Genomic DNA, 12966 nt, shown 5'->3' on the forward strand with positions numbered 1-12966 from the left:
TCATGACCTTAACCAGTTTATAGAATACCTGTGATTTTAAACATAAAAAGCTAATTCCCTGAATAAGTATAAGAATAACAATATAGGAGTCTATATATTAATTCTCTACTTATATGAAATAAGATTCATCGGTTTGTTTTGAAGGGAATAATATATTCTGGGAAATAAATCCGAGAACCATAAGAGCAAGCCATAATAATAGAATGAGTTTTGTTATTCGGTAATACAGAAAGTCAGGACTCATAGGCAAGTAAGTACTATCTATCAAATAGAGCAAAGATATTAATATAATGCCAGAACCGGAAAATGAAGAAGCTATTTGTATTGCTAATTTGCTATATTTATGAAAATACTCAAAAATCACCACACTAGCTGCTAGGCCAGCTAAAAACAGGATCGCTATGTATCTGAGCGACAATGGAGGATAATTTAACAATTCAGTTATAACAAAAGATGTAAACACCAGGAATAAGCCGTTGAAAACAATAATAGCAACAAGATAAATTAACCTTAGTATTGAAAATAGACCTATGAGACCTAATACATACATTATGTCTTTAATATTTGAAAAACTTAGCAATGGTTTGTTTTTAGGGAATAATGGTTCTTGATAACCCTCTACATATTCATCTTCAAAATGTCCTGTGAAAAGAAATACTCTTGCAAATAAAGTATTTGATTCTAACCACGAAACCACAAATGCCATTCTGTAGCCCAGAAAACAAAGAAAAAATCCTACTATAATTGATATTAGTGTTGCCGTATATATATAAATTATTGACATAGTTTAAGTGCTGATGTAGCTGTTTATAATTAATATATACAATATCTAAGTTCTTAATAGTCCTCTATATCTTAGCGAATAGTGGTTTATCAGGAGAATTAATGAATAAGAATAATTATGAAAGGATTTGTTTTTATTCAGCTCATTTTTAATCTTGAAACTTGATCTTTCATGCGTTCAAGATCAATTCTCTCAAGCAGTAGGAGTAAAAATAAAACTGAGCAAGCAGCTAAGTTAACTAACATCGCATCCATCATTTTTGGAGCAATACCACCACCGCCAGGGCCGAATACCACTGGTGATATTCCTCTCATGACTCTTACAGACAAATAGACCAAAGGAAGGTCAATAAAAGCTATTATCGCAAAGACAGCTGCATATTTGGCTTTTTTAGTATCATTGCCTGCTGATGACCTAAGCACAAGATAAACTATGTATAGAATCCAAAGTATAAATGTGGTCGTAAGCTGGGGATCCCAGGTCCACCATGTACCCCAAATCGGCTTTGCCCAAACACTTCCGGTTAAAATTGTTAGGGTTAGAAATAATACACCCAGTTCAGCAGAACAAAATGCTAAGATGTCCCACTTCCTGCTCCCTTTCCACAAATACATGATACTGGCTATAAAAACTATAATAAACGCTACAGTTGCAACCCAAACTGTTCCCATATGGAAATAGAATATTCTTTGAATATGTCCCATTTTAGGCTCCGTGGGAGCATAAATGAAAGCCATATATACGGAAGCTATTATTCCGATAAAAGAGAGGATTAGTAAAATGCGTCTAAACATATATTTAGGATACCTATCAAACTTATGATTCACTTATGACGTATTCAAATGTAACTGCACATGCTGTGACAAAGATTATATCGAACGCAATCAGAAGTTTCAAAGATGATGCGGCATTAGCTATTGAGCCGCCCTCTAAAACTTCGCCGCTTAAGCTAACGCAGGCCACTACCACCGGGATTATTATGGGAAACAGTAATATCGGCAATAAAACCTCTCTCAGCCTAGTATTTATCGCAATTGCAGAGAAAAGCGTACCCACTGAGACAAACCCTATAGTACCTAAAAGTACTATGGGTACTAGGGGCAATAGTGTAGATGAAAAATTGTAATTAAAAAAAAGTATGAACATGAGAACGGTTACAAGCCCCACAATGAAGACAAATATTGTATTGCTTATCATTTTTCCCGCATAAATTAAACTTCTATCTGTTGGAGTAAGCAGAACGCCTAGAATTGCATTTCCTTCTTTTTCAAGGGCAAAAGATCGGCTTAATCCCAAAATCCCTGCAAATATGAATGATATCCAGAGCATAGCAGGTGCTGCGAGATTTAGAATTTCAACAGAAAAACCAAAGGAAAAGTTGAATATGACAATAATCAACAAAGCAAATAATAGCATTGAGGAAAAGAGTTCTTTTGTTCTAAGCTCTGTAATTATATCTTTTTTAATAATCGCGAATATTTTGTTCATTTTATCTATACAGTTGATATTTTTTTCAGATATTATAACAGATTTAGACCTAAAAGTTAGAGCAATACATTAATATTTACTTAAAATCATATTAATAGCAATGATATAAGCATATTACACATCAATTATAATATATTACTTTAAGACGAAAAATTATGGAAATAGGCGGCGAGCGTAGCGGTCTCACCGCCTATAGAGAAGGGAATACAAATAATAAAACAAGCTAAAATCTAGAATCAAGACTTAGCATTTCATTATAATAAGATGCAATTTCTAAGATTACGTTTCAGTAAAATTGTAAAATTATATGGGATTATATAAATATAGTGAATTTAAGCTGATTGTACGTGGGAAATATATAGTTCTTTAAAATCATTCTTCTCTAAATCTTTTGTAAATCCTTCGAAAACTATCTGTCCATTTACCAAAATCCCTACCCTATCACTAAGATCTAGACCTTCATCAATATTGTGAGTCGTCATAAGTATAGTACGTTGGTTATTTTTAAGCTCTGAGAGCATATCTCCGAATATTTGCGCGCCATTTAAGTCCAGACCAGTGTAAGGCTCGTCAAGAAGCAGAATATGAGGATCATGCACTAATGCTCTAGCTACTGTTAAGCGCTGCTTCATACCCCTTGAAAATGTCCTAACAAGGTCATGCATACGAGTCTTAAGACCAACTTTATCGATTACCGAACGCACCTTATTATCTATATTTGCAATACCATACAAATTAGCAAAAAAAGAGATGTTTTCATATGCAGTTAGATTTTCGTAAAGATAAGTATCATGAGAAATTACACCTACAGCAGCTCTAATATTTTTTACTTGACCCTTAGCATCAAACCCAAATACCTCTAGTGATCCTGAAGTAGGATCAGTAAGAGTGGACAGAAGTTTAATTAGGCTGGTTTTGCCAGCACCATTGGGCCCGAAAAGAGTGTAAAATTCACCCTTCTTTACTTTTAGAGTAACTCCTTTTAAAGCCTCAAAAGTACCGTATGTTTTTTTAAGATTTATAGCAGCTATATCAAAATAATTGTCCATAATTGCATACACAGAATTGAGATTAGGTTTTCACAACATACTTTAATAACTCATCTGCCCCGCCAATTTCATTCACCCATAATCTTAATCCTTCTATCCCATGATCCATATTTACTTTAGGATCATAGTTTAGATCATTACGGGCTTTTGTAATGCTGTAGCTTCTGGATCCGGAAAGAGCTGCTACAGCCATTTTTGTTAATACTGGTGGCTTTTTAGATTTTGTGAGTTTAAATATGGATTCGAGCAGCGCAGCAACTGAAAATGCAAATTTATAAGGTATAGAGAACCCTGGGCTCCATTTTATTCCTGATGCATTGAGCTGCTTTTCTAGAAATTCCATGTACTGAATTTTCACCCCATCGTTAATAAAATAAATATTTCCAGGGGCATTTTCGTTATCTGCCAGTATCAAAAGAGCAGCAACAAGATTATCAACATGGCATGGGGTAACAAATCTATCGCCGCCTCCCATAGGATATAGTATTCCTTTTTTGGCCGCCATCACTACTCGGGGCAAGATTACAGTATCCCCAGCTCCCCATACATTAGATGGCCTAACTACAGTGGTCTCAAGTCCTTTTTCTTCATAGTATTTGAGCACTAACTTCTCTGCTTCAATTTTTGTGGCGTTATAGTTATCAACCCTGGTTTCAGCATATGGGAATGACTCATCTATGTCTACCAAGTTATGAGGGCTCCAAAAATCTGACTTCCAAACTACGGTTGACGAACTCATATGCACAAATCTTTTAACAGAATTCTGCACAGATGAATCTAATAATACTTGTGTGGCTAGAACATTTGATTTGTAAAAGCTTTCCCTGTCACCCCAATCCGTAACCAAAGCTGCTAAGTGATAGACTATATCAGCATCTACAACTAACTCTTTTAGTGCTTCATGGTTACCTAAGTCTCCATAAAACAGCTCAACACCAAGCTCATTTAATAATGTGGTGTTACTGGTTTGTCTGACAAGACACCTTACCTCATAGCCTTTTTCTACAAGTGCTTGTACTAATTTACTTCCAATAAATCCAGTACCGCCAGTTACGATTGCTTTCATATTTTTTAATAAATGTGAGATTTGTCTCTAGTAATATACTCTTAAAAATACAATAAAGAAAAACCCCTTTGATGCATAGCGACTATACAGCAAAGGGGCCAGGAGGATATGTATGCTACATTGATTCGTTGCTATAAATTAAAGATGTTCATGAATTATATTTTTTCAAGCATAAAAAAACTATAATGATACTTCTCAAAATATTTTTCTTAATACCTTCTTTATAATTCGCTATTAAAATCATTGACAATTTATTTTGGATTAGACAAAATTACGCACTCACATATCGGAGGATTTAGTTGCTAATACCACAGACAGCATTTATTACTAAAGGTGTTGGAAGACATAAAGAGAAGCTAACTAGTTTTGAGATGGCACTTAGAAATGCCAAGATAGCAGAATTTAATCTAGTGAAGGTTTCAAGCATTTTCCCACCTGACTGTAAGCTCGTACAAAGGGCTAAGGGACTTAAGAATCTATTTCCTGGACAAATACTTCATGTTGTTATGAGCGAGAACGCAACAAATGAACCAAACCGCCTAGTAGCGGCTTCTGCTGGAGTCGCAATACCTAAAGACTCCAATAGACACGGTTACATTTCAGAGCACCATAGTTTTGGAGAAAATGATGCGGTAGCTGGCGAGTATGCAGAAGACTTGGCTGCATTTATGCTGGCCACAACTTTGGGTGTTCCATTTGATTCGGATAAAAGCTACGACGAACAAAAAGACATATGGAAAATCAGCGATCATATAGTTAAGACTATTAACGTAACCCAAACAGCGGTTGGAGATAAAAACGGGCTTTGGACCACAGTGGTTGCGGCTGTCGTATTTGCTACTTACAGATAGTTTAACCGTAGTGCTCAGATATCCATTTACGATAATCGCCGCTTCTAACGCTTTCCAGCCAGCCTTTGTTATCCAAATACCATTTTATAGTTTTTAGTAAACCTGTTTCAAAAGACTCTTCAGGCATCCATCCCAGTCGGCTGGTGATCTTGTTTGAATCAATTGCATAACGCCTGTCATGTCCAGGGCGATCTGTCACAAAGCTGATTAAAGCCCTTCTTGGCTCCCTATTCTCTCTAGTGCCAACAATAACGTCAAGATAATCACATATCATTTCAACTACTTTTACATTCTCTATTTCGTTTCTGCCGCCAATGTTATAGGTTTCTCCTCTTGTGCCCCTTTTCATTATTTTCCAGATTGCAGTGCAATGATCTCTAACAAAAAGCCAGTCTCTAATATTGAGTCCATCACCGTATACAGGAAGAGCTGTGTCTTCTAAAGCATTTGATATCATAAGGGGTATTAGCTTTTCTGGAAACTGAAACGGGCCGTAATTGTTTGAGCAGTTTGAAATAGTGATAGGCAGTTCAAAAGTCTTATTATAAGCACGCACCAAATGATCTGATGATGCTTTTGATGCAGAATAAGGACTGTTTGGATTATAGGGAGTTTTTTCAGTAAAAAGACCACCATCTTCAAGACTACCAAACACTTCATCAGTGCTAACGTGATGAAACAGTTTTATTCTGCCGCCTCTTTCTCTTGAGAGTTCAAGGAGATTATATGTACCTAATATATTTGTTTGTATAAACTCGATGGGACTTGCTATGGAACGGTCAACATGAGACTCTGCTGCGAGGTGGCATATAGAATCCACCTCGTACATATCAAAGACCTTTGTCAGTGACTCTTTATCCGCTATGTCCGCTTTAACAAATATGTACCTATCATCATAGCTCTTTTCTATGTCCGATAGGCTTTGGGGGTTTGCAGCATAGGTAAGTTTATCAACATTTATTATACGCCCTTCAAAATCAGATTCTTCGAGCAAGTACCTTATAAAATTAACCCCTATAAATCCTGCACCGCCTGTAACTAGAAGGTTTTTCATGGTTTAGTGTTTCAGCATTTCCTGTGCTGCGTCTAAAGTTTTTTGTGTAATGTTAAATCCGCCTATCATTCTTGCAAGCTCTAATACTCTTTCATCCCCATCTAGATTCTTTATCTTAACCTGTGTTTTGTCATCATCATGAGTTTTAGAAACTGTTAAGTGAGAGTCTGCAAATTTTGCAACTTGCGGTAGATGTGTGATGCATATTACCTGATAGCTCTCAGAGAGGTGATGTATTTTTTGTCCAACTGCTTCTGCAACCGCTCCTCCCACTCCCGTATCAGCTTCATCAAAGATTATTACAGAACCTCCTTCCACCCTTGCAATAACTTGTTTTAAAACTAGCATGATTCGAGACAACTCTCCTCCAGATGCAACTTTTGTAAGAGGTTTGGGTTTTTCATCAGGGTTAGCGGAGAATAGAAAACTAATATGATCAATTCCATTTGACGATACTTCTTTTTCTGAAAACTCTATATGAAATTTACCCCCCTTTATTCCTACTTCTTTAAGTTCTGTTTCTAAAATTGATGTTAGCTCTTTGGCTGAGAGTTTTCTCTTTTTTGATAATTTTTTTGATTCTGACACGAGCTCATTTAATAGTTTTTCTGATTGCTCTCTTAGATCATTTACTTGCTCGTCAAAGTTTTCAATGCTATCAACTTGCTTTTTTATTTCGTCTCCTCTTTGAATAATATCTTCTATTGAATCTCCGTATTTTCTTTTTAATGAATTTATTAGATGAATCCTATCTTCTATTTCTTCCAGAGTGCCTGAATCTGATGTAAGTGTTGAGGAATAATCCCTTATATTAAAAGCAGCTTCTTCAAGCTGTACAACTGCCTTTTCTATAGATTCAGAGATTTCATTTAGAGATGGATCTACATTCTTAAGCTCTCCAAGCTCAGCAGTAATACCTTTTAGATTCCCAAGCACAGAGCCTTCACTTTCATAAAGCACTTCATATGCACTTGATGTAGCTGATTTTAAGTTCTCAGCATTTACAAGTTTAAGTTTTTCTTCCTCTAGTTTTAAATCCTCTCCAATGATTAATCCTGCTTCTTGAATTTCATTTAATTGATACTTTATATAATCCTCTCTCTCAATGTTATCTTTTTGAGAGTTTAGAAGAACATCAAGCTCATTTTTTACTGAGAGAAATGTTTGATAGTTTTCTCTAATAACTTGAGCATCTTGAACAGTTTTACCAAAATCATCAACAATCTTAAGATGATTTTCATCTCGTAGCAGGCTTTGATGTTCATGCTGGCTGAAAATATCAACTAGCCCTTGGGTTATTTGCGTAAGAAGCGTAATTGTAGACAGACTTCCGTTAATAAAGACCCGGCTTCTGGAAGTACGGTATATGACTCTTTTAATTAAGAGTTCACCTGTTGAAGTGTCAAATCCGGCTGCTTCTAATCTTTCTTTTACAAATCCGTCTTTAGAGATATCAAACAAAGCCTCAATATACGCCTCATCTTTTCCGCTCTTAATATTATCTGCTGAGGCTTTATCTCCTAGGATAATATTTATAGCATCAACAATTACAGATTTCCCTGCACCGGTCTCTCCGGTGATTATATTTAATCCCTTATTCAAACCTAACGAGAGGTCTTCAATAATAGTGAAATTTTTTAAGCTAAGTCCTAAAAGCACAGGCCCTACTCTAAAAAGCTTTTTAGTATGACGCCTACTTCAGAGCCCTCAAGTTTTTCAAGCGAGCGTTTTTCTATCTGTCTAATCCTCTCTCTTGTGAGCTCAAAGTGTTGTCCAATTTCGTCCAGAGTAAATGTTGATTCAAAATCTATGCCGAATCTCATTTTCAATATCTGCTCTTCCCTAGGAGTAAGTGTAGATAAAGCGTCTTTTATTTTTATTGTTAGCGTAGCTTTTGCAACTGCGTAATCTGGAGTTCCTGAAATATCATCAGGAATAAAATCAAGTAGGGTAGTCTTCTCACCGTCGAGCACTGGAGAATCTAGCTGAACTACTTCTTTAGTTGCCTCAAGAACCCTCTTAACTCCTTCGACAGAAATACCGGATTTCTCTGATATTTCCTCAGGAAGAGGTTTTCTGCCTATTTCTTTATTCATGACGGAGCTTATGCGATGAACTTTAGATGCTTGCTCCAAGACATAAACAGGGACCCTTATGGTTCTAGTCTGATCTAATAGCGATCTGGATATAGCCTGGTGAATCCACCATGAGGCATATGTAGAGAATTTGTAGCCTTTTGTGTGATCAAACCTCTCAACAGCCCTCATAAGCCCTACGTTGCCTTCCTGAATAAGATCTGGCAGTGGTAGTCCACGGCTCATATACCTTTTAGCTATACTCACCACGAGCCTTAAATTAGCTTTAATAAACCTGGCTTTAAAACGTTGAGCCCTTAATTGATATGCTTTATATAAAAGGTTTGATCTCTTTATGCTCTTTTTTGCATATTCTCTTTCAAGTTTAGTTTTTTGGTTTGAGCTTTTAGCTGTTCTTGATTTTCTTCTAGCCGCTTGTTCTACATTTGCGACAGTATTCTTAAGCGAGCGGCTCATGGTCCTTTCAAATATAGCTTCCATGAAGAATTTTGCTTCAGCCGCTTTAGTTTCGCATCTTTTAATCTTTGCGGAGACCTCTATTTCTTCTTTTGGTGTAAGCAGCGGTTCGGTGCCCATTTCTTTAAAATAGACTTGGAGTAGTCTAAACTCTTCATCAGGAGTGAACTTGGGTTTTTCTTCATCAGAGTTCTCCTCTTTAGAGGTATCTTCTTTGATCGCTACTTCAGAATCTGAAATCTCGCTCATCATCTTATCATCAATTTCATCCTGAAACACTAATTCTTCATCTATTTTCTCTGAATCCTTGGAATAGTCGTCAAATGAATTTTTAAGAAGTTTATTATCAGATACATCTGACTTTTTTGAGCGTTGTTCAGCTCTACCTTGGGTTTTTGCAGATCGGGCACGCTTTTTACTTTTTAGTCTGGCTTGTCTCATTACCATCCTCCTTAGATGGAACTATTCTCTTATCTGACCCTCTCCTAAAACGATAAACTTTGTCGTAGTCAACTCCTGAAGACCCATAGGTCCAAAAGCATGTAATTTAGAGGTGCTTATCCCTATTTCTGCTCCAAGTCCCAGCTCAAATCCATCTGAGAACCTTGTTGAAGCATTCACCATGACTGTGGAAGAATTTACACCGTTAATAAATTTTTGCGAATTTTCATAATCTTTAGTAACTATGGACTCTGTGTGCATAGATCCATACTTCTCTATATGAGCCATCGCATCCGCCATGTTTTCTACAACTTTAACGTTTAATATTAAATCCAGATACTCTTCATACCAGTCATTTGCACTAGCCGAGGTAACCTCAGGAACTATCTCTTTAGTCTTCATACAGCCCTTTACTTCTACGCCTTTATTATTTAATGCTTTAATAACTTTAGGTAAATAGGTATCAGCAACAGCTTTGTGTACCAGCATTGTTTCCATAGAGTTACAAACCCCAGGGCGCTGCGCCTTAGCATTAACGCAAATAGCCTCTGCCATATCAAGATCAGCGCTCTCATCCACAAATACATGGCACACACCTTTGTAGTGCTTTAGCACAGGTATTCTGGAATTCTCTGCCACAAAACGTATTAGGCCCTCACCGCCTCTTGGAATGACAAGGTCAATTAACTCATCTAACTTAAGCATCTCTAATATTGCATTTCTGTCTGTTACCGGAATTATTTGCACGGCATCTTCAGGAAGAGAGTTTTTTGATAGAGCCTCTCTTAGAATTTTGCCGATAGCCATGTTTGACCTGATTGTCTCTGAACCGCCCCTTAGGATTACTGCATTTCCTGACTTGAGACAAAGCCCTGCCGCATCAGCTGTCACATTTGGCCGTGCTTCGTAAATTATTCCGATTACTCCAAGGGGGATTCTCATTCTGCCGACTTTTAGACCATTTGGTCTGGTCCACATATTCAGCACTTCGCCCACAGGATCTGTTAGTGCTTTAACTTCTCTAAGACCTTGTGCTATTTTTTCAAGACGCTCTGGGGTTAATTTAAGACGATCAAGCATTGCAGAAGAAGTACCCTTCTTCTCGGCATCTTGTACATCTTTTTGGTTTTCGCTGATTAGAAAATCTGAGTTTTGGGTAAGCCCCTGAGCCATAGACTCAAGGGCCCTATCTTTTAGTCCTGAGTTTGCCCTTGCAAGCTGTACAGATGCATTTCTAGCTTTAGTAGCTATCTCTGTCAGAAGCACTGACAACTCTTCATTCATTTGATTTTTTACTTTAATTGCAGACATTTAGATCAATTACGACTAACACCGCTCCATTTAGGATGATAATACATCTGCAGACTTAAAGTCAAGCATATAATTAAAATATACCTGGTAATTTAAATTATAAAATTACAACTTAAATTTTACTTAGGAAGAACTCCCCTCTCATTTAAATAAGCTAGAATTGTATCGACAGCTTCTTCTAAGCTATGCTTACTTGTATCAATAGTTATTTCAGCATTAGGTGGAGCTTCGTAAGGATCATCAATACCTGTAAAACCTTTAATAATTCCTTCTCTTGCTTTTTTGTAGAGACCTTTAACATCTCTTTCTTCACAGACCTCAAGCGGAGCATCAACAAATACTTCAACAAATTCTCCTTCTTCAACAAGCTCCCTAACACCATCACGGTCTTTTATATAAGGTGATACAAAAGCGGAAAGAACTATGGCGCCTGAATCAACAAATAGCTTAGATACTTCACCAATTCTTCTGATATTCTCGCCCCTGTCCTCTTCGGAAAATCCTAGGTCTTTGCAAAGTCCCATTCTGACATTGTCTCCGTCTAAAATATAAGTCCTAGCTCTCATAGCGATAAGCTTTTTCTCAAGCTCATTTGCAATAGTAGATTTCCCAGAACTTGGTAGTCCTGTAAACCATAAAATTAGAGATCCATGTTGGTTTAGACTTCTTCTGTCTTCTTTTGTGATCTCGTGCTCGTGTGGAATAACAAATCTTTCCATTTAATGCCTCCTATCTAATCCATGAACTATGAATTGGAATATTGAATATATTGGGTCATGATTTTATGTGAAATTACAGAAAGGTCAAAATTTCCCAATTTACCAGAGTATACGCTGCACCTTGGTTCTGAGAATTTTATCCGTTTCCTGTTAAATATGACCTTAATGATTAAAACAGTGTATAGATAAACGGTGCTACTGCCGAGCCTTGCGCGAATACAATCAAAAGACCAAAAAGTAGCAATATGAAGAGCATAGGGGTTATCCACCACCACTTGTTCTGTAGGAAGAACTGAAGCAGCTCACCCATTATGCCCATTCTGTTTGTTAAGCTTTTAAAAAATGACATTCCTATTTTTCCTCGTGTTAATAATACTACAATAATAGAAAATTTAAATGAAGCTAAGATAATTAACTTAGATCTTCTTTTTTAACCAGATAATTACCTAATACTAAAAGATCCATACCGCTCTTGTTAAATGAGTTAAATGCTTCTTCGGGAGTATTTACTACAGGCTCACCTTTTAAATTAAAAGACGTGTTAAGAAGTACAGGAACCCCAGTGGCATCTCCAAATGTCTCGATTAGCTTGTAGTATTTTGGGTTTAACTCTTTTCTTACTGTTTGAAGACGGCCTGTACCATCTACATGAGTAATTGCTGGGAGTACATCCCACTTGTCTTTGTGCACATCTGTTACATAGAGCATAAACCTTGCTGGGTAGTGTTTCTCGGGTTCATTAATATCAAAATATTCACTAGCTTTCTCAACCAGCACTGATGGTGCGAAGGGCCTAAACGGTTCTCTGAATTTAATCTTCACATTTACAATATCCTTCATCTGGGTGCTTCTAGGGTCGGCAAGGATACTTCTATTTCCAAGCGCTCTTGGTCCCCATTCAAACCTGCCCTGATGCCATCCTATAACTTTTCCGCTCTGTATATCATCAGTAACCCGCTCAAGTAGCTTTGTTTCATCTTCTATAAGTTCATAGGGAATATTATTTTCTTTTAAAAACTCCTGGGTATCCGCTGCGCTGTGTTCCTCGCCCCAATACGCATGTTCCATAACAAAGTTCCTTGGTTTGCCCAATACTGCATGATAGCCGTAGAGTGCTGCTCCTGTTGAGGCCCCACCATCACCAGCAGCAGGCTGGATGTATATCTGTTCAAAATCAGTTTGTGAAAGTATTTTATGGTTAGCCACACTGTTTAATGCCACACCACCAGCCATGCATAGGTTTTTTAGACCCGTTTGTTTCTGCGCGTAATTGGCCATTTTTACTACTATTTGCTCAGTAACTACTTGAATGCTTGCAGCAATATCAGCGTAATATTGGTTTTGTTTTGCTATCTCGTCATAATTATCAGGCTTATCACCAAAGTATGAAGGGTAGCCGCTTGCATCAGTGAAGAAATTAGAATCTTGATCTCTGGGGTCACCAAATATTTTCTCAAATTTCTTATTAAACGTCTTATCTGTAGAATGATGAAAAGAAAAATAATCCATATCCAGCTCAAACCCGCCTTCATCATCCACTTTAACCACTTCGTAGACCTGATCTACATATTTAGGATCTCCAAACGGAGCCATACCCATTACTTTATATTCCCCTTCGTTTACCTCAAACCCTAAGAATGCTGTGAATGCA

13 protein-coding genes are annotated in these 12966 nt (G+C 37.1%); 1 reads left to right on the forward strand and 12 read right to left on the reverse strand.

The annotated features are described in order from the left end of the window. Nucleotides 1-109: 109 nt before the first annotated feature. The 5 genes from AAF462_03985 to AAF462_04005 form a co-directional block, all read right to left on the reverse strand. Complete coding sequence (locus AAF462_03985; protein MEM7008273.1) at nt 110-706, reverse strand: hypothetical protein; 597 nt, start codon at nt 704-706, stop codon at nt 110-112. Between the two features lie 215 nt (nt 707-921). Beyond that, on the reverse strand, nt 922-1578 hold the full coding sequence (locus tag AAF462_03990) for a cytochrome c biogenesis protein (protein ID MEM7008274.1): 657 nt from the start codon (nt 1576-1578) through the stop codon (nt 922-924). Between the two features lie 22 nt (nt 1579-1600). Further along, nucleotides 1601-2272: a heme exporter protein CcmB gene (locus tag AAF462_03995; GenBank protein MEM7008275.1), complete on the reverse strand. Its 672-nt coding sequence runs from the start codon at nt 2270-2272 to the stop codon at nt 1601-1603. A gap of 332 nt (nt 2273-2604) precedes the next feature. Further along, nucleotides 2605-3321, reverse strand: a complete 717-nt coding sequence (locus tag AAF462_04000; GenBank protein ID MEM7008276.1) for an ABC transporter ATP-binding protein — start codon at nt 3319-3321, stop codon at nt 2605-2607. Between the two features lie 22 nt (nt 3322-3343). Continuing rightward, nucleotides 3344-4387, reverse strand: coding sequence for an NAD-dependent epimerase/dehydratase family protein (locus tag AAF462_04005; protein ID MEM7008277.1), 1044 nt, complete (start codon nt 4385-4387; stop codon nt 3344-3346). Nucleotides 4388-4686: 299 nt separating this feature from the next. Here AAF462_04005 and AAF462_04010 point away from each other — a divergent pair, with 299 nt between their 5' ends. Then, nucleotides 4687-5238, forward strand: a complete 552-nt coding sequence (locus AAF462_04010; GenBank protein ID MEM7008278.1) for an arginine decarboxylase, pyruvoyl-dependent — start codon at nt 4687-4689, stop codon at nt 5236-5238. Between the two features lies 1 nt (nt 5239). Here the strand turns inward: AAF462_04010 and rfbB are convergent, their stop codons facing one another. From rfbB to AAF462_04045, 7 genes are all read right to left on the reverse strand, one after another. After that, the gene (gene rfbB, locus AAF462_04015; protein MEM7008279.1) at nt 5240-6292 is read right to left on the reverse strand and encodes a dTDP-glucose 4,6-dehydratase; all 1053 of its coding nucleotides are present in this window, start codon (nt 6290-6292) and stop codon (nt 5240-5242) included. A gap of 3 nt (nt 6293-6295) precedes the next feature. Next, nucleotides 6296-7951 (reverse strand): DNA repair protein RecN, encoded by a 1656-nt coding sequence (gene recN, locus AAF462_04020; GenBank protein ID MEM7008280.1) that lies wholly within the window; start codon nt 7949-7951, stop codon nt 6296-6298. A 5-nt stretch (nt 7952-7956) separates the two neighbouring features. Beyond that, complete coding sequence (locus tag AAF462_04025) at nt 7957-9285, reverse strand: sigma-70 family RNA polymerase sigma factor (GenBank protein MEM7008281.1); 1329 nt, start codon at nt 9283-9285, stop codon at nt 7957-7959. A gap of 21 nt (nt 9286-9306) precedes the next feature. Then, the gene (locus AAF462_04030) at nt 9307-10569 is read right to left on the reverse strand and encodes a glutamate-5-semialdehyde dehydrogenase (protein ID MEM7008282.1); all 1263 of its coding nucleotides are present in this window, start codon (nt 10567-10569) and stop codon (nt 9307-9309) included. Nucleotides 10570-10715: 146 nt separating this feature from the next. Then, nucleotides 10716-11315: an adenylyl-sulfate kinase gene (cysC, locus tag AAF462_04035; protein ID MEM7008283.1), complete on the reverse strand. Its 600-nt coding sequence runs from the start codon at nt 11313-11315 to the stop codon at nt 10716-10718. Nucleotides 11316-11484: 169 nt separating this feature from the next. Then, complete coding sequence (locus AAF462_04040) at nt 11485-11664, reverse strand: DUF5989 family protein (GenBank protein MEM7008284.1); 180 nt, start codon at nt 11662-11664, stop codon at nt 11485-11487. A 62-nt stretch (nt 11665-11726) separates the two neighbouring features. Continuing rightward, a partial coding sequence (locus AAF462_04045) for a carbamoyltransferase C-terminal domain-containing protein (protein MEM7008285.1) occupies nt 11727-12966 on the reverse strand: 1240 nt, incomplete at its 5' end.

It is taken from the genome of Thermodesulfobacteriota bacterium (assembly GCA_039028315.1).
Classification (GTDB): domain Bacteria; phylum Desulfobacterota_D; class UBA1144; order Nemesobacterales; family UBA2774; genus CR02bin9.